The organism is Candidatus Fukatsuia endosymbiont of Tuberolachnus salignus (genome assembly GCF_964030845.1).
Classification (GTDB): Bacteria; Pseudomonadota; Gammaproteobacteria; order Enterobacterales; family Enterobacteriaceae; genus Fukatsuia; species Fukatsuia symbiotica.
Genome location: NZ_OZ034983.1, coordinates 865,401 through 889,137 on the forward strand (window position 1 = coordinate 865,401; position 23,737 = coordinate 889,137).

Annotated in this window: 19 protein-coding genes and 3 pseudogenes; 13 read left to right on the forward strand and 9 right to left on the reverse strand. The window is 47.1% G+C overall.

The annotated features are described in order from the left end of the window. The first annotated feature begins 841 nt into the window (after window positions 1–841). Both AAHH42_RS04360 and AAHH42_RS04365 read left to right on the forward strand, forming a co-directional pair. On the forward strand, window positions 842–1,627 hold the full coding sequence (locus AAHH42_RS04360; RefSeq protein WP_072550918.1) for a GNAT family N-acetyltransferase: 786 nt from the start codon (window positions 842–844) through the stop codon (window positions 1,625–1,627). 41 nt (window positions 1,628–1,668) lie between these two features. Beyond that, window positions 1,669–2,460, forward strand: a complete 792-nt coding sequence (locus AAHH42_RS04365; RefSeq protein ID WP_072550919.1) for a class I SAM-dependent methyltransferase — start codon at window positions 1,669–1,671, stop codon at window positions 2,458–2,460. Between the two features lie 595 nt (window positions 2,461–3,055). On the opposite strand, the gene fhuB is transcribed toward AAHH42_RS04365, so the two are convergent. The 6 genes from fhuB to AAHH42_RS04400 form a co-directional block, all read right to left on the reverse strand. After that, window positions 3,056–5,041 carry a Fe(3+)-hydroxamate ABC transporter permease FhuB gene (fhuB, locus tag AAHH42_RS04375; RefSeq protein ID WP_072550920.1) on the reverse strand — a complete coding sequence of 662 codons (1,986 nt, stop codon included), beginning with the start codon at window positions 5,039–5,041 and terminating at the stop codon, window positions 3,056–3,058. Then, on the reverse strand, window positions 5,038–5,952 hold the full coding sequence (gene fhuD / locus AAHH42_RS04380; protein ID WP_072550921.1) for a Fe(3+)-hydroxamate ABC transporter substrate-binding protein FhuD: 915 nt from the start codon (window positions 5,950–5,952) through the stop codon (window positions 5,038–5,040). Before fhuD ends, fhuB begins: the two co-directional genes overlap by 4 nt. Window positions 5,953–6,040: 88 nt before the next feature. Further along, the gene (locus AAHH42_RS04385) at window positions 6,041–7,285 is read right to left on the reverse strand and encodes an IS256 family transposase (protein WP_342221106.1); all 1,245 of its coding nucleotides are present in this window, start codon (window positions 7,283–7,285) and stop codon (window positions 6,041–6,043) included. 50 nt (window positions 7,286–7,335) lie between these two features. Then, window positions 7,336–8,085, reverse strand: a complete 750-nt coding sequence (gene fhuC / locus AAHH42_RS04390; RefSeq protein WP_425286323.1) for a Fe3+-hydroxamate ABC transporter ATP-binding protein FhuC — start codon at window positions 8,083–8,085, stop codon at window positions 7,336–7,338. A gap of 115 nt (window positions 8,086–8,200) precedes the next feature. After that, a complete protein-coding gene (locus AAHH42_RS04395) occupies window positions 8,201–9,085 on the reverse strand; it encodes a siderophore-interacting protein (RefSeq protein WP_342221745.1) in 885 nt (294 codons plus the stop codon). A gap of 5 nt (window positions 9,086–9,090) precedes the next feature. Next, window positions 9,091–10,203, reverse strand: coding sequence for an MFS transporter (locus AAHH42_RS04400; RefSeq protein ID WP_342222010.1), 1,113 nt, complete (start codon window positions 10,201–10,203; stop codon window positions 9,091–9,093). 240 nt (window positions 10,204–10,443) lie between these two features. Here AAHH42_RS04400 and AAHH42_RS04405 point away from each other — a divergent pair, with 240 nt between their 5' ends. From AAHH42_RS04405 to AAHH42_RS04430, 6 genes and pseudogenes are all read left to right on the forward strand, one after another. Next, the gene (locus AAHH42_RS04405) at window positions 10,444–12,213 is read left to right on the forward strand and encodes an IucA/IucC family protein (protein WP_342221746.1); all 1,770 of its coding nucleotides are present in this window, start codon (window positions 10,444–10,446) and stop codon (window positions 12,211–12,213) included. Further along, the gene (locus AAHH42_RS04410; RefSeq protein ID WP_425286313.1) at window positions 12,195–13,142 is read left to right on the forward strand and encodes a GNAT family N-acetyltransferase; all 948 of its coding nucleotides are present in this window, start codon (window positions 12,195–12,197) and stop codon (window positions 13,140–13,142) included. The genes AAHH42_RS04405 and AAHH42_RS04410 overlap by 19 nt, the downstream gene beginning before the upstream one ends. After that, the gene (iucC, locus tag AAHH42_RS04415; protein ID WP_342221747.1) at window positions 13,139–14,887 is read left to right on the forward strand and encodes an aerobactin synthase IucC; all 1,749 of its coding nucleotides are present in this window, start codon (window positions 13,139–13,141) and stop codon (window positions 14,885–14,887) included. Before AAHH42_RS04410 ends, iucC begins: the two co-directional genes overlap by 4 nt. Then, window positions 14,884–16,227, forward strand: coding sequence for a lysine N(6)-hydroxylase/L-ornithine N(5)-oxygenase family protein (locus tag AAHH42_RS04420; protein WP_342221748.1), 1,344 nt, complete (start codon window positions 14,884–14,886; stop codon window positions 16,225–16,227). The genes iucC and AAHH42_RS04420 overlap by 4 nt, the downstream gene beginning before the upstream one ends. Before the next feature lie 17 nt (window positions 16,228–16,244). Continuing rightward, a complete protein-coding gene (locus tag AAHH42_RS04425) occupies window positions 16,245–18,440 on the forward strand; it encodes a TonB-dependent siderophore receptor (protein WP_342221749.1) in 2,196 nt (731 codons plus the stop codon). 54 nt (window positions 18,441–18,494) lie between these two features. Further along, window positions 18,495–18,620, forward strand: a pseudogene (locus AAHH42_RS04430) (IS5/IS1182 family transposase); the annotation flags it as partial. Window position 18,621: 1 nt separating this feature from the next. Here AAHH42_RS04430 and AAHH42_RS04435 read toward each other — a convergent pair. The 3 genes and pseudogenes from AAHH42_RS04435 to AAHH42_RS04445 form a co-directional block, all read right to left on the reverse strand. Further along, window positions 18,622–19,282, reverse strand: a pseudogene (locus AAHH42_RS04435) (IS5 family transposase); the annotation flags it as partial. Beyond that, window positions 19,276–20,298 (reverse strand): IS630 family transposase, encoded by a 1,023-nt coding sequence (locus AAHH42_RS04440; RefSeq protein WP_342222012.1) that lies wholly within the window; start codon window positions 20,296–20,298, stop codon window positions 19,276–19,278. The gene AAHH42_RS04440 and the pseudogene AAHH42_RS04435, both read right to left, overlap by 7 nt. 56 nt (window positions 20,299–20,354) lie before the next feature. Continuing rightward, a pseudogene (locus AAHH42_RS04445) lies at window positions 20,355–20,540 on the reverse strand (IS5/IS1182 family transposase); the annotation flags it as partial. 327 nt (window positions 20,541–20,867) lie between these two features. On the opposite strand from AAHH42_RS04445, the gene AAHH42_RS04450 reads away from it, so the two are divergent. From AAHH42_RS04450 to AAHH42_RS04470, 5 genes are all read left to right on the forward strand, one after another. Next, window positions 20,868–21,704: an IS110 family transposase gene (locus tag AAHH42_RS04450; RefSeq protein ID WP_342221751.1), complete on the forward strand. Its 837-nt coding sequence runs from the start codon at window positions 20,868–20,870 to the stop codon at window positions 21,702–21,704. Window positions 21,705–21,746: 42 nt separating this feature from the next. Then, entirely contained in the window at window positions 21,747–22,769 is a 1,023-nt protein-coding gene (locus tag AAHH42_RS04455; protein WP_342221999.1) for an IS630 family transposase, read from the forward strand. Between the two features lie 6 nt (window positions 22,770–22,775). Further along, on the forward strand, window positions 22,776–22,940 hold the full coding sequence (locus AAHH42_RS04460; protein ID WP_342221752.1) for a hypothetical protein: 165 nt from the start codon (window positions 22,776–22,778) through the stop codon (window positions 22,938–22,940). 189 nt (window positions 22,941–23,129) lie between these two features. Continuing rightward, on the forward strand, window positions 23,130–23,321 hold the full coding sequence (locus AAHH42_RS04465; protein ID WP_240313882.1) for a transposase: 192 nt from the start codon (window positions 23,130–23,132) through the stop codon (window positions 23,319–23,321). 162 nt (window positions 23,322–23,483) lie between these two features. Beyond that, complete coding sequence (locus AAHH42_RS04470) at window positions 23,484–23,732, forward strand: hypothetical protein (protein ID WP_342220947.1); 249 nt, start codon at window positions 23,484–23,486, stop codon at window positions 23,730–23,732. Window positions 23,733–23,737 lie beyond the last annotated feature (5 nt).

The following is a 23,737-nucleotide window of genomic DNA, read 5'->3' on the forward strand; positions in this document are numbered from 1 at the left end:
GCTTCAACACACTATTTATGACAAGCCAAAATTACGTTTAATGGTAGAAGGCATGTTTTATTGACTACGATGAGCAAAAGATGACGTATTCAGTTGATTTTCGGCGAAAAGTCTTCAGTATTTGAGAGTAAGAAGAGTTGAGCGTAAAAGAAACGGCTAAGTGTTTTCACATTGGCACGGATCTGCTAACAAAAACGTGACGTCATCCCAAAGCGGACAAAACCGCCCGGCTCCGGTTCCAAGAAAAAATAGAGGGCCACAAGAAAGAGGGAAAATCCGTCGTTTATCTTGATGAAAGCGGTTTCGAAAAAGATATGCCACAAACCCATGGGTATTCTACACGGGGTCAACGCTGTTTTAGTGTTCAAAATTGGCAGGCCAAAGGCCGTACCCATGTAATTGTATAATAGACCTCTTTCTAAACCTGCTGCGTGACTCGAATCCTGTGTTGCCCGGTGCACGAAATCCTCATGTACTCTGTGTTAACGAAGGTTACTGTGCGCAGTGCGCCTTGACTTCGTATCACTCGCTAGGGTTTGGAAAGAGGTCTAACGAAAAATGAACCATTTTCAAAGAAAGCCTGTGTAGAAAGCTGTAATTAACTTGCTGTTTATAGTGTACATAAGAACATTTTTCTTAATGTGATTAAAAGTATACAATCAGCCTGTTAATGGATTATGTATATCAACACTCTGATTTTAATACATGATCGTTGATAGTCGGATACGTTTTCTGACCCTGACTGAGTCTCATGAATTGTCAGCTCAATACACATTGTCCCTAGGCTAAAAAAGAGGACTATATTTAAAGGAACGTCAAAAAACAGTGTGTTTTATAAACTATGAATTATAAAAACCGTACGCCATTATTTTCTCTTTATTACCAGATAGAAAACTATTTTTTTACATCGATTAGCCAACGCCATCATTACGTTACTGATGGCGCTTGTGCCTATTTCACTGGTGTCGAATCAAGTGGTCTTAATTTGTTGATCGTAAACAAAAAAAATTGCCATATGGATATAGAAGCCGTTTTACAAAGGGGTATACATTTTTTACACACAACTGAATACCCCTTTAGCATTATGATTCGAAGTGAACTGATTGATATTAAAATAAAAAATAAATTAAACAAAGAAAATTTTCACACTGATGATACATCAACTGCTATGCAACTAAATATGGAGAATTTCCCATCGAGTGACTTGCGCAACAATGATAATATTCAATGCACAGACAGGTGTTTGACAGATTGGACCACGCCGCTAGAAAGTGCGTTTGCATCGATCCCAACAGTCATAAACCAATATCAGGAAAGGCATCAAGCCGCGATAGATGCCAAAAAGAATCTTGTCCACTTTTCGCTCTATGTAAAGCAACAGCCTGTTTGTTCACTCACACTTTCCATGCAAAAGGATATTGCTCGTTTGGACGACATTGGAACAAAAGTTGAGTTTCAGGGGCAAGGACACGCTAGTGCTTTAATGCAGCATGCGCTACGCTATGCGAAGTCACGAAGTATTTCTCGATGTTTTCTGGATGCGTCTACTGAAGGTATTTCCCTTTATAAACGTACAGGTTTTTCAACGCTATTTGAGTACATTATTTTTCATCGCGAGCGGTGTTGATTATACAGCCGAACGCCTAAGTAAGAGAGATTAGTTTAATTATGTCAGACCCTAATTTTGATTATCTGACCCATAATTGTGCTGCATGGGATCAACAAGCCATAAATGAAAAAGAATGGTCACGTCCGGTAAGCAGCGACTTGATTGAGAAAGCCCGGAATGGGCAATGGCAAGTACACCTCACACCTCGCCCATTGCCTCGGGAATGGTTGGGTAATGTCAGTGGCAAACAAATTCTTTGCCTAGCTTCTGCAGGTGGTCAGCAAGCCCCTGTTTTAGCTGCAGCAGGGGCCCAAGTGACCGTCTTTGATATTTCAGACAAGCAACTTGAGCAAGATCGCCGGGTTGCACAGCGTGATACTCTCAAACTGGAAACGGTACAAGGTGACATGTGTGATCTGAGCCCCTTTTGCAATTCACGCTTTGATCTTATTTTTCACCCAATTTCCAATCTCTATGTCCCAGATGTTCGCTCTGTATGGAAGGAATGCTACCGTGTTTTGAAGACGGGCGGTGCTTTACTTGCCAGTTTCTATAATCCTGTAGTGTTTATTGGTGATCGCGACCCAGTTTATGCTGAAAAGGGAATTATTCGACCACGGTATACACTCCCTTATTCAGATCTTAAAGACCTTGATCAAGCCATGCTCAATAAAAAATGCGAGTGTGGCGAAACCGTTGTGTTCGGACATACATTGACGGATTTGATCGGTGGCCAACTTGAGGCAGGGTTCAGCATCGACGGATTTTATGAAGACAAACAACCTAATCCTCGCTTTTTAGTGGATAAGTTCATGCCAACTTTTTTGGCTACGCGAGCCGTTAAACGATAGAAAATTTTGTTTCTTTGGTATGCCAATATTCTGATCCAATAAATTTGGACACTAAAAAAGGCAAACACTTTCCTGTAAAAACAAGGTATCAGAAGGTGTCTGCAGAAGAATCTAACACGAATTTCGCACTGAGCTAGCGGTTGAACGCCAAAACAGCGCTGACCCCGCGTAGAATACCTGTGGTTTCGCGGCATATCTTTTGCGAAATCGCTTTCATCATATCACTGGCATTATCCGCACTTTCTTCGGCATAAACCTGCCAACCCACAATCTTACGGCTAAAAATATCAAGGAAAACTTAGAGGTAAAAATAAATACTGTTCTTTAATACAGCTGGGTAAATAGCTGATGTCCCAACTGTACAGCTGATTGGGCGAGTTAGCACAGAGTGCCCGGGGTTTACGATTTGCTTTGGTCGGGCGTGACATTAGACCACTACATTCGTCGTAACAATTGTATGCCGGATTAAGTGAATAAAAGCGCTTTAATTTCAACATTTCTGGTATCAAGTTGTGCAACAAAATCCTTGATACAATAACCATTACCTATCAGAATAGCTTCTAAATCATCTAGTTAGCGCGGTAATACTGATTCCTCATTTGTCTTGCTTGCGTAGCAGTAAGATAAAGTATGGTACTCCAATCAAAGTTGCAAGCAACCCTGCAGGGATTTGGTATGGGAACATCACCATACGACCACTCCAGTCGGCAAACATCATTAGAACACCACCGATTAAAGCGGCTATCGTCAGTTGTGGCATCGCACGTTTAAAGCCTAACAACCGTGCCATATGTGGAGCCATCAGGCCAACAAAACTTAGTGGACCCGTCATTAGTGTAGCGGCAGCGGTCAGAGACGAAGCAATCAGCAGAATAATAATACGTGACTGTGCCAGCGCCATACCAACGGCTTTTGCCGTAACCGTACCCAACGGTAATAGTACCAGCCAACGACGGCATAACGGTGTTGTTGCAATCAGGATCACTGCCAAGATTAGGGTGCGCCACGCCTGTGCCGCACTTACGTTGTAAGTCGAACCCGCTAGCCAAGCCAGTAGTATCCCCGTTCGTGGATCACCGCTGGCCAATATCATCACCACCAGCGTAGTAAATACAGTGCTCACCGCAATCCCTGCCAGTAACATACGTTGTGCAGAAAAACCGTTACGTCGTCCCGCAACGACCATGACCAACAACAACGTCAATGCCGCACCAATACTTCCTGCAGGTAAAAACCAGACAATAGTATTCTCTGAAACCAACATCATGAGTACCAGTACACCAAGTGCAGCACCAGAACTAATCCCCAACACTTCGGGACTTGCCATCGGGTTGATGGTAAGTTTTTGGATCAGGCTACCTGCGACTCCCAGCATCATACCTGCCGCCAATGCGGCAATAACTCTCGGTAAACGCCAGGGCAACAGTTCCTGAATTTGTTTACCCTGTGCCCAAAACCAGCCGTTACTGCCACGTCCAAACAGCAACGCTACCACGAAGGTTAAAACCAATATCGCTATGCCAATTGTTATCCAGGAGAATACATGGTTGTGCCCTTTCGCCACGTAATAGCCCTGACGTACGGTGGGTAAATTAGCATTGGTAAGCAGCTTGGGTAGAAATAATAACAGTACTGGCGCTCCGACCAAAGCGGTAGCGGAACCTGTTGGAATGTCGTGCCAAACATGAGCCAACGACTGAACGACTTGATCAGTCAGCCAAAGCAGTAGTGCCCCGATCAATGGAGCTAGTACTATGCGTTGTGTCAAACGGCGAGCACCACAGATACGTGCCAGTAAGGGTGAAAACAAACCGATAAAACCGATCACACCGACAGCATTGACTATCTCCGAACTGATAAGTACCGCCAGTGCCAGTGCTGCCAAACGGGCACACTTAAGTCTTAACCCCAAATTTTTAGCTATGCCGTCGTCTATACCGAGCAGCGTCAGAGGACGGATCAACAATGCCGATAGGATCAGGGCCACCAGCAATAGGAAGATCAGTCCAGTCACATTGTGCCAATCATGCTGGTTCAGTGCACCACTGGCCCAGACGAACATACTTTGCAACTTTTCATGGTTGAATAATGCTATCAGCGAGTTGAGCGCACCGCAGTACAGTCCCATTACCAGACCTGCGAGGATCAGTGTGACAGGAGATATTTGTTTTCCCCAAGACAATCCTATCACCATCAGCGCAACCAGTATCGCGCCACTCAGGGCGGCGATTGACATCATCCAGCTGTCTGAGGGAACTGCCAGTAATATCGCCGCTGTAATACCCAATTTGGCACCAGCAGAAACACCAAGCGTTGCCGGTTCTGCAAGCGGATTTTTCAGAACCTGCTGAAACAAGAGTCCAGCCAGGCCGAGCCCTGCCCCAACCAGAAGAGAAACCACGCTCCGTGGCAAGATACTGTAGTGCATCACTATCTGACTGATATTGTTGATATCTGGTGCTGTCATTGCCTGCCACCACAGGGAAAATGGCAGTTGATATTGCATGTTATATAGCGTTAATGCCAGTGCGGGTAACGCCAGTAGTATGGGAAGTAGCCATATTTTGATATTTACGCTCATGCTTGCACGCCCGCCGCAGATTCCAACAGGTCGCAAAAACGCATCGCTGAAAGAGTAGCGCCATAAAACCAGACACCTGGTTGAATGAAAACTTTGCCTTGACGGACAAAAGGTAACGCTTGCCATAACGCTGTTTTTTGTACCTGAGTAAACAATGTGTCATTTCCATGACTAAAAAAAATTGCCTGTGCTTTAGGTACTATAGCCAATTGTTCAATACCGATAGTAGCACTACCCCAAAAATTGGTATGTCCGATCCAAGCATTTTCTAGGTCGAGATCATTCATCACTTCCTGAAACAAACTGCCCCGACCAAATACCAAGACATGGTTACTGTCCAGTAAGGTAAACAACAATAGCGGTGTATCACGCCATACTTGAATCCTCTGTTTACTTTGATTGATACGTTGCTTGTATTGCTCCAAATGTACCATAGCACGATCTTCTACACCCAGGTGAGTAGCCAGTCTGTACAGTGATTGCTTTGCCAGTTTTAGTGGTTTGCCTGACCCATCGTTGAAGGTGAAGCCCATGATTGGCGCGATACTTTTCATTTTTGTTACCGGCGGTCCAAAGCCTGTCGTATGGAGGATCAACGATGGATTGATATACTGGATAAGTTCCATATTGGGTTCCGTTCGGCTACCAACATCCAGGACTGATACAGGTAGTTTTGGTTGCTGTACCCAACGATGGTAGTTAGCGATTTCAGTCACACCAAAAGGGATAATCCCGAGAGTAAGTAGTAATTCGATCGGTAGCCATTCCAATGCCACTATGCGATTAACATCAAAATGAGTATCAGAGGAACAGGCCGCACCCGCTGCTAGAGAGAATTGCGGTAGCGACAAAGGAAATAATGCCAGCACTGTTAATAAACGCCGCCGCATAAGATCGGGATAATTTTTCATTAATAAATAAAGCTCACTGGCGCACCACCGTTCGGATGAGGTAACGTCCCCATGAGCCTGTACAAGATTCTGTGTAACTGCCGATTCCTCATAAATACACTGATAACCGTTCAGGGTATTCGATCATAAAGTGATTGAGAGCCTGACGCCAGTTTGGTATCGGCATTGTCCACTTTTCTGATGCAGATTCTATTGCCAGATAAATCACTTTTAATGCAGACCCATCATGTGCAAATATTTTGCGTTTTTTTATGGCTTTACGTATCACACTATTGAGTGATTCTATCGCATTTGTTGTATAAATCACCTTGCGAATTTCGTCGGGATAAGTAAAAAATGTGGATAGGTTATCCCAATTTCTGCGCCAAATTTGTACCAGTGTTGGGTATTTTTCACCCCAGCGTCCTTCAAAACTATCAAGCTCTTGCAAAGCATTTTCTTCTGTAGCGGAACGGTAAATGAGTTTTAGGTCGGCACAGAGTGCTTGTCGATCTTTCCAACTGACGTATTTGACCGAATTACGGACTAAATGGACAATGCAAAGCTGGATTTTTGTCTCAGGATAGACCGTGTTGACAGCCTCAGGAAACCCGGTTAAACCATCCATACAAGCAATTAATATATCATTTAAGCCCCGATTCTTTAACTCGGTCAGAATCGATAACCAGGTCTTTGCTCCTTCCGTCTCCGCTATCCACAAGCCAAGGCATTCCTTATGTCCTTCCATATTGATGCCTAGCGCGATATAGACAGATTTATTGATAACCCGCTTATCCTGGTGAACTTTAACGACAATACAATCCAGATAAACAATCGGATACAGATTGTCCAGTGGGCGACTACGCCAGGTGGTTACTCGGTCAATTACCGCATCAGTGACTTTAGATATCAAGGTTGGCGATACCTCAGCATCATAGATTTTTTTAAAGGTTTCGGTAATTTCCCGTGTGGTCATGCCTTGAGCGTAAAACGCTAAAATGTGATCGTCAAAATGGGTCAGCCGAGTTTGCCCTTTTTCAACCATTATCGGGGAAAACTCGCCGTTACGGTCACGGGGCGTTTCTATCGCTAATTCACCGTACTGAGAGGTAATATTTTTTGCAGAATAGCCATTACGACTATTACCGCTGCCACGTCCTTCAGCCGCATTTTTGGCATAACCTAGGTGATGTTCCATTTCAGCACCTAATGCCGCTTCTACTGTCATCTTAACGAATTCATTGAGTATCTTGTTTAGATCAGATTCAGTTTTAATGTCTTTTACCAGCGCCTGAGCTACCTGACGTAGCTGAGATTGTTGCGGGGTATCCGGTAATTTATTCTTTCTTACCATTGTCTATATCCTATTCACAAATTGTTTAAATATAGGCAATTACACAATTTTCAGGACAGGCTCGTCCCCATCGGAATACCATAGATTTTTTCTAATACTTCAGCGGTCATTAGTTCCTCTGGCGCGCCCTGTGCGATTAGCTGTCCACTACGTAAAGCTATCAGCTGATCACAGTAGCGCGCCGCCATGTTGATATCATGCAGTACGATAATCACAGTGATCCTCTGTTGACGACTCAGACGTTGAATCAATGACAGCACCTCAACCTGATGCATAATATCCAGCGCCGAAATTGGCTCATCCAACAGTAGGCAGCGGCTATTTTGGGCAACCGTCATTGCCAGCCACGCGCGTTGGCGCTCGCCACCGGATAGGCTATCGACTAGGCGTCCTGCCAAAGGTTTGAGGCCGACCATTGCGATGGCTTCTTCTACATATTGATGGTCTTCACACCGAAAACGTCCTAGCGCACCGTGCCACGGATAACGCCCCAATGCTACCAATTCGCGTACGTTCATACCTTCTGCACCCGGCAGTTGCTGCGGTAAATAGGCCACTTCACGGGCAAAGGTTTTACAGTTCCACTGCGTTAGCGGCTTATTGCCTAACAGAATTTCTCCTCCGCTGGGAGAGAGATGGCGTCCAAGCATTTTCAGCAGTGTGGATTTACCCGATCCGTTGTGACCAAGCAGGCCACATACACTACCTTGAGGAAAGGTTAGGGAAACATTCTGTAGCAAAGTGCGATCGGAAATCGTAAAACTGATCTGTTGCAAAGAGAATACTATTGGGATAGACATCACGGTTTTACTCATCATAGGGTTTCCCAGAAACCTCGACCTTGAAGCCTGGGAGGAAGAGGAGTCGGGATCTCCCCTCTCTTTAAGAGGGGAATTGTCAAATTCAGAAATAACCTTAAAATTTACACCAGTACGCCATGAAATTTATTGTTAATCGATCCAGTTTACACTCAGAAAGAAGGTAATGGCGTAGCATCTTAACAGTCGAACATTCCGCCGCCACCCAAGCGTAAAAATCTGTCGTGCTTTCCGCACGTTCCCACAGTAGATCACCATTCTGACTCCTTTCCGCTAGCGCCGGAGTATCTGTACACGCAGCATCAGAGATGTCTACGTGCTGACGCACAGCCTCTACTAGTAAGGTCCCATGTCGCTGTTGCTGGCTAATATCACGAGGTAACCAGTAAACCTCGGCGAACGAAAATTGTGCAACGTTAATGCAGTCTTTCGCCATTGGCACTTCGAAGAAAGCCTGCACGGGCGGCGGGTTTACCTGTAACGACAATTGCTCCAGGATTCCCATTACAGCCGGCACTGCCGTTTCGTCAGCAATTAACAGAATTTTTTTCACCTGTGCGGACGGCATCCACTCATAACCCCCACTTTTTCCTTTAAAATCAGCATTCGGAGCTACCATTTGGATAGGATCACCTGGGTTAGCATGAGTTACCCAGGCCGAAGCAGGGCCCTTTACACCGTGTAATACGAACTCCACGTCCACCTCACGCTGCTCGCTGCGTAAGGCCCGCAACGTATAAGTGCGCATCACCGGACGCTGTTTTTTCGGGATCACCATGTAGTTACGGTACCAGTCGTCACTGTTTTCCAACTGTCGCAGCTGTCCATCCTCGTTCCGGAACAGTAGCTTAATGCGCTGGTCAGGCGCTTCCAGCTTCATACGATCCACCTCTGGCCCAGTGAAAATACAGCGTAGCAACGAGGGAGAAATATGCTCCTTATGCTTCAGGGTAACATTAAAAATACGATAGCTTGCGGACATGTAAATTACTCTTTAAAAGTATTGATCGTTATTTGTTGCCGACACCATAGCCAACCGCTAAAGCCGCCTAACAGGACGGCCATTACCAGTGCTGCCGCGACCAATTGCGACTCGCCATAGAGTGTTATCACCATCGGCACCATCAATGCGCTCATGCCGTATCCCAGTGTATGGCTGGTTGCGATCATCCCAGCTCCTTTGCCGGTGGATAATTTATCGTTCAGCATGAGCTGGTAACCCGGTGTTGCCATTGCCGCGCCAAACGACGTCAGTGCACACCCTGCATAAAAAATCACCAGTGGTGAGGTACACATCAGCGCCAGGCCAGCAATCATGAGCACTGTGGCAATCAGCAATAACTGTGCCGGGCTAAAGCACTGTGGGCGCACCACTAGGAACTGGGCCAGCAAGGTACAACTGGCCGCCACGCTGAGTAGCAGCGCCACATGATGACTGACGGTAGTGGCAGAATCACGAAACAGCAGCATCAGATGTGGCGCTAGACCCAGTTGCATTAGGCTGACCGTTGCCGCCAGCAGCAGCGCACACATAAGGTAAGGTAGGACCTCCCATGTTAGACGGTTTTGTTGGTGTGGTACTGGAGGCAACGGCAGATCATTCTGCTGGCAGCAGATCACCCACAGCGCAATCAAGGGGGCAACGGCCATCAACCACAGAGGTGCCATTGGATGAAGAGCTAACGCAAGTGCGGCACACAGTGGGCCAAGCAAACGACCACAACTCAAGCCAGAGCTGATGGTTGCCAGAGCCGTCATGCGTTGTTCATAACCTGCTCTCTGCAGCGCCCAGATCTGACTAGCGGGCACCATGCCTGACACCGTCAGCCCATAAAGAATCCGTGCGATAATTAGGCCGCCCAAGCCGGTCATTTCCCTCAACCAACCTGCCGACAGCCCCCATACTGACAGTGCCAGTAAAGCAAAACTCAGCAAATAACCGACCAGCGCCATTACCACCACAAATTTACATCCGCGAATTTCTGACTGACTGCCCCAATAAGGAGAGCTAATCAAAAACAACATTGAGCCGAGTGTTAACAGCCCAGCCCAGACAGAAAGGGGAAACTGTGTCATACTGACCAGCATCGGCAATGCCACCAGTAAACCGTTTTGCCCAATGCCCAGCAACCCGGCACAAAACGCCAGCGGCCAATTACCAGCAGACGCATTTCTGACAGTGACGTGTTTCGATTTAGGAGATACGCTTATAAAAAAATCAAAATAATTATTAAGAAAATAAGTACCTTACAAGTAGGCACGAACAAAAATAATTATAATCCAATTGATAATAATTACTATTAATATTACTATTATTATTATTTAAAGTGACTAGGTATCATGACTATCCAGTTTGAAACCACAACAACCGATGTGGCTATACAATGTTTCCTCAACGCATTTATGCGTGAAACTCGGGATTGGCAAATTGTCCCGACGACAGATATCCAGCAACATACTCAAGTGCATATTCCTCTTTCCCATTCCCAAACAATCCGTATCGCCTTACAACATATCTCTCCAACCCAGCATCATCAATACATCTTCCCTGCACGCCTGCATGAGCAGGGTGATGGTAAGGGTGTTGCACTGAGTGTGGAGCAACTGGTGACGCTATTGTTAGAAAAACCGGCGGTACGAGGTGAATTGACGGATGAGGTTATAGCTCGCTTCCGCCAGCGAGTGCTGGAAAGTCATGACAATACCCACAATGCCATTAATATTCGCCTCGAATGGCCTATGCTACGCGATAAGCCGCTAAACTTTGCCCAGGCGGAGCAGGGATTGCTGGTCGGGCACGCTTTCCACCCTGCGCCAAAATCCCGTGAACCCTTTGATAAACAACAGGCACGCCGCTACCTACCCGATTTTGCCGCTCAATTTCCACTGCGCTGGTTTGCTGTGGATAAACGTTATGTGTGCGGTGATAGCCTGGTGCTCACGCTGCAACAACGCCTGCAACGCTTCGTTACTGAAAGTGCACCGCAGCTACTAAAACATTTTACTGATAATGTCTGGCTGGTACCGATGCACCCGTGGCAAGCCGACCATCTGCTGGCACAAGCATGGTGTCGGCAATTAATTGCGCAACAACGGATGCGGGATCTGGGTGAAGCGGGTGAACGCTGGCTGCCAACCAGTTCATCACGTTCGTTGTATAACGCTTCCAGTCACGACATGATTAAGTTTTCTCTCAATGTGCGCCTGACCAACTCAATACGTACCTTGTCGGTGAAAGAAGTGAAACGCGGCATGCGCTTGGCACGGCTTGCGCAAACACCACGCTGGCAGGAACTTCAGGCATGTTATCCCACTATGCGGATAATGCAGGAAGATGGCTGGGTCGGCCTGCATTCAGTCAATGGCGTGATCCAAGAAGATAGCTTGATGACATTCCGCGACAACCTTTTGTTCAGTCTGCCGGAAAGCCAAACCAATGTGCTAGTGACATTGACTCAGGCTGCACTGGACGGTGGTGACAGTTTGCTGGCTGCCACAGTACGACGTTTGGCCGAGCGTCTCAAGCTACCTGAGCAGTGTGCAGCCCATTGTTGGCTAGATGCCTACTGCAACCACGTACTATTGCCACTATTCAGCATCGAGGCCAATTACGGCCTAGTGCTGCTGGCTCATCAGCAAAATATCCTGGTGGAGATGCAGCAGGATCTGCCGATTGGCATGCTGTATCGCGATTGCCAAGGCAGCGGTTTTACCCGAAACGCTATGCCATGGCTGGAAGAGATCGGTGAGGCCGATGCGGAAAACCTTTTCAGTGAGCAACAACTGCTACGTTACTTCCCCTATTACCTTTTAGTGAGCTCCACTTTGGCAGTTACCGCTGCGATGGCGGCTGCCGGTTTCGACAGCGAAGAGAACCTGATGGCAAAGGTACGCGATTTACTCAGCCGCCTGCGCACCATAACGGAAAACACTCTGTGCTTGGACTACGTTCTGGATAGTACATATTGGAATTGCAAAGGTAACTTTTTTTGCTATCTGCACGATCACAATGAAAACACCATCTTAGATCCTGCAGTGATTTACTTCGATTTCGTCAATCCATTGCACGAGAGTCAAGGAGGGAGACAATCATGCAGCAGGCCAAACTGATATATACCGTTGGGGGGTTACGCTGTGAAACCCAAGGAAAAAAACTGTCGCTCAGCTTGGGGCTGGATGGAAGCGCAATACTCCATTACCCTGGTCCCCTAACCCAAGGCTGGTTAGTGCAGGCGCTAGACCAACTGTTAGTTGCTGCGCCACAGCTCACCGGCATTGTCCTACCGCACGCCGAATGGCACGAAGAACCGCAGGCTAAGGCGTTATTTACCCTGGCAAGCAGTGACTATTTGGCACGTGAAGTTTTTTACCAGTTGCCACTTTGGTTAATGACAAAGCGTAACAGCGCTTCCAGCAAAATGCAGTACAATGCTGAATGCGAACTCTGGTCCCCGAAACGTCCGGCGCGCCCGGTGGGTGAAGTTTACCGCCGTTTCGATCCGCAAACTCAACACACTTTGAGCTTCCGTCTACCGGAAGTAGCACAAGATGTTGAACAGTTTACTCGTTGGATGAACTTGGCACGTGTCGATGCTTTTTGGAAAATGAGTGGTCCACTGGACATGCAGGCTGTTTATCTGCAACGCCAGCTGGATTCCAGCTATTGCTACCCACTGTTGGGTTGCTTCGACGATCAGCCGTTCGGGTATTTCGAAGTGTACTGGGCGCCAGAAGACCGTATCGGCCGCCACTACCGCTGGCAGCCGTTTGATCGTGGTCTTCATATGCTGGTCGGTGAAGAAAACTGGCGGGGTGCACGCTACATCCGCAGCTGGCTGCGTGGCCTGACCCATTATCTGTACCTTGACGAGCCACGCACTCACCGCGTGGTGGCTGAGCCGCACGTCGATAACCAGCAACTTTTCCGTCATCTGCCAACTGCAGGTTACCAGACCATCAAGGAATTTGATTTCCCGCATAAACGCTCACGTCTTGTCATGAATCAGCGTTGGAATTTCTTCCAAGAGGCATCCGTATGATAAAAAATGACTACGCTGACTGGCAATGTGTCAACCGCCAGATGATCGCTAAAATTCTGGCCGAATTGGAGTACGAACATGTATTCAGAGCTGAAACACAGGGTAGAAAATGGCGTATTATGTTGGGCGACGCTACCTACACTTTCAGCGCTCGACGTGGCATCTGGGGCTGGCTGCATATCGATCCGACTTCACTGACATGTGACAACCCGCCATTATCAGCCGATCAGACACTTCGCCAGTTAGCACAAGTGCTGGATATGGACGATGCACAGATCGCTGAACATCTGGAAGACCTCTACGCCACGCTGCGTGGTGACATGCAACTCCTGGCCGCGCGCAATGGCATGAGTGCGCAGGATCTGATCGCTCTCGATGCCGATATGTTGCAATGCTTGCTGATCGGACACCCAAAGTTTATCTTCAATAAAGGCCGCCGTGGTTGGGGGCTCACAGCGTTGCAGCAATATGCACCCGAATACCAGAGTCAGTTCCGTTTGTACTGGGTGGCAGCAAAACGTGGCAACTTTGTCTGGTGTGCTGACGAAGGTTGCCCGTTGGACAATCTGCTCAATAGTGCAATGGAGCAGGGCGAACGCCAACGTTTTAACCTTCGCTGGGACGAGCTGAAACTAAGCAACGACTGGGTACCTGTGCCGCTGCACCCATGGCAGTGGCAACAAAAAATTGCCCTACATTTTTTGCCACAATTGGCATCCGGTGAATTGGTGGAGCTGGGAGAGTTTGGTGACTACTATCTTGCACAACAGTCACTACGCACCTTGACCAACGTCAGTCGCCACACACCGTTCGATATCAAGCTGACACTGACCATTTACAATACCTCATGTTATCGCGGCATCCCGGGTAAATATATCAGCGCCGGACCCGCAGCATCACGCTGGTTACAGCAGCTCTTCGCCGAAGACCTCACGCTGCAGGCCAGTGGTGCGCAGATCCTCGGCGAGCTGGCAGCGGGCTATATGGCACACCAGACGTATGCCTCTCTGAAGCAGGCTCCATACCGCTACCAGGAGATGCTTGGGGTCATTTGGCGCGAAAACCCTTCCTGTTATCTGCGAGATGGTGAGCAAGCAATCCTTATGGCTACACTGATGGAAACTGACAATGGTGGTGAACCGTTGATTGGCGCCTATATCACACATTCCGGCCTGAGTGCTGAAACTTGGCTGGAGAAAATGTTCCAGGCCGTGGTCATCCCGATGTACCACCTAATGTGCTGCTACGGTGTAGCGCTGATCGCCCATGGGCAGAACATCACGCTAGTGATGAAAGATCACGTTCCGCAGCGTGTGTTACTGAAAGATTTCCAGGGTGACATGCGCCTAGTGGATCAGGAGTTTCCACAGGCGATTTCACTGCCGAGGGTGGTGAAAGAGGTTACCGTGCGACTGTCCGCCGATTATTTGATTCATGACTTGCAAACTGGGCATTTTGTCACCGTACTGCGTTTTATTTCGCCACTGATGGCTGCTTTCGATGTGGATGAATCACGTTTCTACCAAGTGCTGGCGCAGGTGCTAAAATGCTACATGGCTCAGCACCTACAGTTAGTCGAACGCTTTGCCCTTTTCGATCTGTTTACACCACAAATCATTCGTGTGGTGCTCAACCCAGTGAAACTCATCTATTCAGAACATGACGGCGGTAGCCGTATGTTGCCGAATTATCTGAAAAATCTTGATAACCCTCTTTATCTGGTTACTAAGGAGTTTGACCAATGAATCACCCCCTCGATTTCATCGGCATCGGTATCGGCCCCTTCAACCTCAGCATTGCTGCTCTAAGTAGCGAGGTTCCCCGCTTTAACAACAAGTTTTTCGAGCGTAAGCCAAATTTTTCTTGGCACCCGGGCATGATGGTACCGGATTGTCGCATGCAGACCAGTTTTCTGAAGGATTTGGTCAGCGCAGTATCGCCTACGAATCCGTATAGCTTTCTTAATTATCTGGTTAAACGGAAAAAATTCTATCGCTTCCTGACGACTGAGCAACGCACTGTTTCACGCGAAGAATTCGCCGATTACCTTAATTGGGCCGCCAACGACTTGAGTTCACTGGAATTTAGCCAAAACATCCAAAGCGTGGATTTTGACGACCAGCAACGCCAGTTTGTCGTTACAAGCCATAGCAGCGTCTACCGTGCTCGCCATATCTGTTTGGGTATTGGCAAACAAATCAAACTACCGGAATGCGTGGTCGAGCAGAACGAACGTTGCTTCCACGCCAGCGAGATGGCTCAGCGTAACCCAAACCTGACTGGTAAGCGCGTCACCATCGTTGGCGGTGGCCAAAGCGGTGCTGATCTGTTTCTGAACATCTTCCGTGCCGAATGGGGACAACCGCAGCAGCTGAATTGGATCTCTCGCCGCAACAATTACAACACACTGGACGAGGCAGCATTCGCCAACGAATACTTCACACCTGAATACGTAGAAGGGTTCAATACCTTAAACGATGGCGCCAAGCAACGTATGCTGACGGAACAAAAGATGACTTCCGACGGTATAACCAGTGAATCGTTGCTGACCATTTACCGCGCAATATACCACCGGTTCGAAGTACTGGGCGAAAAGCCTTGGGCGCGCTTACTACCAAGCCGTACGCTTGCCGCACTCCACACCCAGGGTAATGGCTATCAGCTAGTGACCCATCACCATCTCGATCATGGCAAAGAAACTTTCGATACAGACATAGTGATCTTCGCCACAGGCTATCAGCAGGATCGCCCGGCATTCCTCGAGCCGTTAGCTTATCGCTTGTTTATTACTTCAGACGGTAATTACCATGTAGCGCCTGACTTCACGCTGGGGTGGAACGGACCGCGTGACAATTGCCTGTTTGCCGTCAATGTCGGCATGCACAGCCACGGCATCGCGGAACCACAGCTCAGCATGATGGCCTGGCGTTCGGCTCGCATTCTCAACCGGGCATTAGGACGTGATCAGTTTGATTTAACGTCTACCCCGACAGTGATCCAATGGCGTAGTCAGCAGCAAGACGCCCCTACCTGCACTGAACACACGATGCTCAATATACATCGAGTTTTGGCATACCAACCATGAGAACAATATAAATAAAGATGAAACGCAAACACCTCTGGGGATTAAACATGGGCTTGCTAGCGATACTCCCCCTTGCAGCCTGGGCAGAAGAAAAAAAGAATGAGGAACAAATCGTTGTCTCCGCCAGCCGTATACAACGTCCGGTCGCAGAAATGGCTCAAGCTATCTGGGTAATCGAAGACCATGAAATCGAGCAACAGATGCAAGGTGGTAAGGAGATAAAAGATATCCTGTCTCAGTTAATTCCAGGTATAGACGTCAGTAGTCAGGGGCGCACCAACTACGGTATGAACGTACGTGGTCGTTCGATGATGGTGATGATCGACGGCGTACGGATAAACTCATCACGTAGCGACAGTCGCCAGCTGGATTCGATCGATCCGTTCAATATTGATCATATTGAAGTTATTTCCGGTGCTACCGCTTTGTATGGTGGCGGCAGCACCGGCGGCCTGATCAACATCGTTACCAAAAAAGGCAAGGAAGAGAAGCAGGTCGAACTACAGATTGGTAGCAAAACCGGCTTAAAAAACCACAATGACCACGACGAAAATGTGTCTGCTGCTGTCAGCGGTGGCAATGACTATGCTGCAGGCCGCTTGTCTGTTTCCTACCAGCGCTATGGTGGCTGGTACGACGGTAAAGGCCAAGAGGTGCTGATCGATAACACTCAGACCGGGTTGCAGTATTCCGATCGCATCGACGTGATGGGTACCGGTACCATCAACATTGATGACCACCAACAAATGCAGTTGACCACACAGTATTTTAACAGTGAATCGGATGGTAAACACGGCACGTACCTGGGTAAGAATTTCTCTGCGGTCACCAGCACGAATCGGGCGTCCAACAGCGGAGGCCTGAATGCCGACCGTATCCCGGGTACCAAACGTCATCTGATTAACCTGCAATACTCTAATACCGATTTCTGTGGCCAAGATCTGGTAACTCAGATCTATTATCGAGACGAAAATCTAACCTTTTACCCTTTCCCTAAACTGAGCAAAGGTACGGTGAGCAGTATTAGTGCTTCAGAACAAAAAACCGATTTCTACGGCGGAAAAATGACGCTAAACAGTAAGCCAAGCGACAACCTGGCGCTGGCTTATGGTATCGACGCCGATCACGAAAGCTTTAACGCTAACCAACAGTTCTTCAACCTAACGAAGGCACAGCAGTCTGGTGGTATGACGCTAAAAAAAATCTACAATGTTGGCCGCTACCCAAGCTACACGACCCTCAACCTTGCACCGTTCCTGCAGAGCAGTTACGACATCAATCCAATCTTCACCTTAAGTGGGGGTATACGTTATCAGTATACCGAAAACAAGGTAGATGATTTCGTTGGTTATGCACAGCAGCAGGCGATTGCCAACGGAACGGCCGCTTCTGCCGACACAGTGCCAGGCGGCAAGACTGATTACAATAACCTCCTGTTCAACGCCGGTTTGCTGGCGCACCTGACTGAACAGCAGCAAACCTGGTTTAACTTCTCACAAGGCTTTGAGATCCCGGACCTGGCAAAATATTACGGTTCCGGCACCTATAGGCTGGTCAACGGCCATTACCGGCTGCAAAACAGCTTGAACGTCAACAACTCCAAGCTAAAAGGTATAAAGATCGACTCCTACGAGCTGGGTTGGCGTTATACCGGGGATACCCTGCGCACCCAGGTTGCAGCATATTATTCGTTGTCAGATCAGACCATTTCAATTAACAAGACCGATATGAGCATCAATGTACAGTCGTCTAACCGCCGGATTTACGGAATAGAAGGCGCTGTAGATTATTTCTTCGAAGACAGCGACTGGAACATTGGCACCACCTTTAACCTGATTAAATCGGAGACCCAAACCGATGGCAAATGGCGGAAATTAACCATCGATACCGCCAGCCCATCGAAAGCTACAGCTTACGTCGGTTGGACGACTGACAACTGGGAGCTACGTGTACAATCGGAGAATACCTTTGACATGTCCGACGGTCAGGATCGCAAAATCAATGGCTATAATACCATCGACTTCCTTGGCAGCTATGCCCTGCCGGTGGGCAAAGTCAGCTTTGGCGTGGAAAACGTGCTGAACAAGGAGTACGCAACCGTCTGGGGACAGCGTGCACCAATCCTTTACAGTCCAGCCTATGGCTCACCAGATCTCTATAACTACCAGGGCCGTGGCAGAACTTTTCGTTTAAACTATTCTGTGATTTTTTAAAATTAGAAACCCGGCGCTGTTGTTCTGAATACCATCAGTGTAACGACAGCGGATGTGACGGATAGGAAATTTGCTTGGCTCGAAAAATGCCGAAGGGTATGGAAAAACTGCGAGCAACAGCTCAATACCAGCCTGCAGTTCGTTAATCGTCTCTTCATTAGACCTCTTCGGAAACTCTGATTTATCTAATTTCCATGTTATAAATTGCTGCAATCAGATTAAATCGTAATCCAAAACGTTTTCGCCTGTTTCGATAACGATCTGATACGATTTTAAATCGTTTAATCATACCAAGGACATTTTCGTTTAATACACGCTGGCTTGATAACTCACGATTGTTGCGTTTATCTTCTTTTGTTAAGGGATTTTTCTTTGTCTTTTTCTTAGGCAACGCCGAGTTTGAATGGATCTTGCCAAGCCCTTGGTAACCTGTATCTGTCACTGTTTTGATTTCAGGATGTATTCGCACGCCAGACTCTTTGAACAACCTAAAATCATGACGCCTCCCATGAGTAAAGCTTGTACAGATGACTGCTTTGCTTTTTTTATCGACGATCACTTGGGTTTTTAAGGTGGGTCGTTTCTTTTTTCCTGAGTAAAATTGCTTTTGTTTTTTTTGGATGTTCAATCGGCGTTTCTGTGGCATCAATAAGAACGAGCTCATACTCCCTATCACTTTTTAATAAAGCTTTGCGTCCAGAGAGTGCAAAATCAGGATGCTTTATTAGCGTATTTTCTATCCATTTAATCGTTTCATAGCAGGTGCTCTCACTCACCCCATCGCTTCGGCTAACATGAAAATAAGTGCGATATTCCCGTAGATACCCAAGTGAAATCAAGATGCAGGATTTAGCGCCTGGCAATTATCGTTTAAGCGAGATACCAGAGAACTTGCCATTTGTGGTAGCTTCACCTCAAAGAAGTTTAAGATATCGTTCTTAAAACTCTGTTTAGATGGGTAATATCTATTGTTTCGTGTTTGCTCATTCATCACCTTCCACAATCGCTCTATCGGGTTTAGATTCGGGCTATACGGCGGAAGGTAATGAAGCTGGATATTCAACGTAAGCGCGGCGTCTTGCACAAGCTGTGAACGGTGATAGCCTGCACCCTCGAGGATCACATGTGCCGTTGTCGTGATGGGATAATGCGCGCGAATGGCAGACAGGAAGTGAACCACATTTTCGCTGTTAATCGTCTCATCATCACGGATTATGGGGTTAGCCACATTCTGGATGTTCAAGGCTCCCATGATATTCAACCGCGTTCTGCTCCCGGTGGTCTCTATCGTTTTATCCTGGCCTTTTCGTATCCAGCCGTAGCTTATTTTGGTGGCTTGTGTCGGATGAACGGCATCAATAAACAGTATGGGGTCATTACCCGCGGCGTCTTTCAATTCGCTGTAGGTCTTTATAAATTGCTGCTGTTTCTCAACGGCAAATTTATGCGGAACACCTTTCGGCTTTTTATAGCTAAAGCCATGCTGCTTCAACCCTTTATACAGACCTGATACGGTAAAGGTGATGTTCCAGCGTCCAGCGATATAGGCCACAATTTGGTGATTGTGGTGGTAGAGCGGCTGGGTGAGATGTTCAACCAGCGACGTGGTCTGTTCCGCATTGAGATAGCCATCGGAGCCGCCATTTTCAGGCTTGAGCTTGTTGAGTTTATGATAGTCTGTAAGGTGGCGCCGCACCGTGGTTTCATTAATGAGCTGTGAGTGAGCAATCATAGGGGGAGTCCAGCCGTCTGCGGACAACAAAACACACCGGATCCTGTCACGGACACGGCGGTCATGGCTTTGACGATGTTGGGCTTCGAGGGTAATTTTCTGGTCAGCAGTCAGCTCTATTTTCATGGCTATGAGCATGATCCTTATCGACTTCAAAATCAAGCATCTTCATTGATCACGGGTATATACTCAAGGGCCATTAATAAGCGATCTTCTAAACCCAGCTTGGGTTTCCGACCTCCTTTCCCTTGCTTATATTTATCTGCTTCATTCAATATCTTTATCATCTTTTCAAATGTACTGCGTTTAACTCCGGTTAAGCGCCGAAATTTTTCCTCTTCCAATACCTTTATTTGTTCATATTTCATGGGGGCTCCTTGTTCAGGAGATTTTTACCAACATTCCTACATGAATGCTATAGCAGGCGCCGTATCAGTTGATTATGAAAATTAGAAATAACATATTGATATTAATTAATATTTATTAACAAAAGTGATCACGTTACATGGCGCCTGCTATAGTTTCCGAAGAGGTCTAATGATCCCTAACTGATCATTGGGATGTCAGCGGTGAGTTTGAATGAAGCCTTAAGCTTTAAAGCTTGTAAGACAGATAAAACCCCGGTGACATATTCATCATCGCCTTCAAGACCGAACGGTATCTTGTGCTTCGAGCACGTATTTATAAGGATGATCTTGGCGAATTCTCTGATTTTTACTGTCATGTCTGGAGTGTATCTGATGGACAAAACCCCCGTCGGTATTGATATAGCAAAATTAAAGTTCGATGTGGCTGTCTGGATTGAAAGAAAAAAATATAAAACAAAAGTGTTTAACAATACCCCATCCGGTTTTAGCGACTTGCTGAAGTGGCTACTTCCTTACGGTGACTGCCACATTTGCCTGGAAGCAACCAGCCATTACAGTGTGCCACTGGCCACTTTTTTGGTGGATAACGGGATTGAGGTCAGTGTGGAAACCCCCGCCCGCATTCATGCCTTTGCTCAAAGTGAGCTGAGTCGTAACAAAACGGACCAAGGGGATGCGAAGATGATTGCGCGTTATTGCGCGCTTTATTCGCCAGCACGCTGGTTTCCCGCCCCGTTAAATGAACGTCAGCTTATGGCACTGATACGTCGTCTTAATCATTTAGTCGAAATGAAACAGATGGAATGTAACCGAAAAGAGGGGGCAGATGAAATAGTCCAGCCTTTTTTGACAGACAGTATCTGTGCATTAGAAAAACAAATTGTCGAGATAAAACAGAAAATTAAAGAGCATATTAATAACTCCCCCGGGCTGAAAAAGAATAAGCATCTCTTGGAGAGTATTCCTGGTATAGGCGAAATATTGAGTGCCACTTTATTGGCGTTTGTCGGTGATGTATCAAAATTTACTAGCAGCAAGCAAGTGGTCGCCTACGCAGGGCTTAATCCGAAACTGTGCGAATCAGGTGCATTTAAAGGGCGTAGCCGCCTCTCAAAAGTCGGGTGTACAGAACTCAGAAAAGCGCTATATACCCGTGATCAATGAAGATGCTTGATTTTGAAGTCGATAAGGATCATGCTCATAGCCATGAAAATAGAGCTGACTGCTGACCAGAAAATTACCCTCGAAGCCCAACATCGTCAAAGCCATGACCGCCGTGTCTGTGACAGGATCCGGTGTGTTTTGTTGTCCGCAGACGGCTGGACTCCCCCTATGATTGCTCACTCACAGCTCATTAATGAAACCACGGTGCGGCGCCACCTTACAGACTATCATAAACTCAACAAGCTCAAGCCTGAAAATGGCGGCTCCGATGGCTATCTCAATGCGGAACAGACCACGTCGCTGGTTGAACATCTCACCCAGCCGCTCTACCACCACAATCACCAAATTGTGGCGTATATCGCTGGACGCTGGAACATCACCTTTACCGTATCAGGTCTGTATAAAGGGTTGAAGCAGCATGGCTTTAGCTATAAAAAGCCGAAAGGTGTTCCGCATAAATTTGCCGTTGAGAAACAGCAGCAATTTATAAAGACCTACAGCGAATTGAAAGACGCCGCGGGTAATGACCCCATACTGTTTATTGATGCCGTTCATCCGACACAAGCCACCAAAATAAGCTACGGCTGGATACGAAAAGGCCAGGATAAAACGATAGAGACCACCGGGAGCAGAACGCGGTTGAATATCATGGGAGCCTTGAACATCCAGAATGTGGCTAACCCCATAATCCGTGATGATGAGACGATTAACAGCGAAAATGTGGTTCACTTCCTGTCTGCCATTCGCGCGCATTATCCCATCACGACAACGGCACATGTGATCCTCGAGGGTGCAGGCTATCACCGTTCACAGCTTGTGCAAGACGCCGCGCTTACGTTGAATATCCAGCTTCATTACCTTCCGCCGTATAGCCCGAATCTAAACCCGATAGAGCGATTGTGGAAGGTGATGAATGAGCAAACACGAAACAATAGATATTACCCATCTAAACAGAGTTTTAAGAACGATATCTTAAACTTCTTTGAAGTGAAGCTACCACAAATGGCAAGTTCTCTGGTATCTCGCTTAAACGATAATTGCCAGGCGCTAAATCCTGCATCTTGATTTCACTTGGGTATAGCTATAAAAAAAACATTTTATCATCCAAAAGCCAACGTCCAATCCCGAGAAGATTTTCAGATCAAGATCCAGGCCTATGAAGCCAGCGAGACCCCCATTATTTACGTGGATAAAAGCGGTTTTGCTCATGAGATGCCCCGCCTCTACGGCTATTGAGCTAAAGGTAAGCGGTGTTACGGTCAACATGATTGGCACGCTAAAGCGCGTACCAATGTCATCGGCGCTCAGCTTAACGGAAAATTAACCACCGTTTGTGCCTTTGAATATAATATCAATAGCGATATTTGTTATGCGTGGGTAACCCAAGACTGACTGCCAAAAATCCCTCAAGGGGCTGTCATCGTGATGGATAATGTGAGCTTTCACAAACGCCAGGATATACAGTCTGCTAGACAAAAATCCGGTTTTATTCTGGAATATCTCCCGACGTATTCTCCTGACCTCAACCCAATTGAGCACAAATGGGCTCAGGCTAAAGCCCTTCGTAGGAAACGACAATGCGATATCGACACTCTCTTTTCTGACCCTTTGTTTTGAATCAATTTATACGGCTACAGCCATACCGCCTGAGCTGGGCTTCCATCTCATCAAGGCTGCCTCCTAAGGTCGGCGACGTGAAGTAGTCTGTTATCTCTTGATTTTTTTGAAGAAACGGTGTTATCTATTAGCCGGTCCCGTTACTCGTTCAGCTAAGGTGTTATGCCTAAAAATATCTGTCACTCACATCAAACAGCGCATACCAAAATGGTGAAGCAGACCTTGAAAGAGGTTGCTAAAGCCTTAGCCATGCCTTATCAGAAAACGCATCAGGCCTTTACTGGCGGAGATAATCTTTTCATTACAGAGACGTTTTGGGAAATATTCTGGGCTCGCTTTCCCGCAGAGTCTGCAATGAATGCGGTCTATTTTTGCCCGGAGTGTCGGTCGTTTGATCTAGAACACCCGTGATGCTT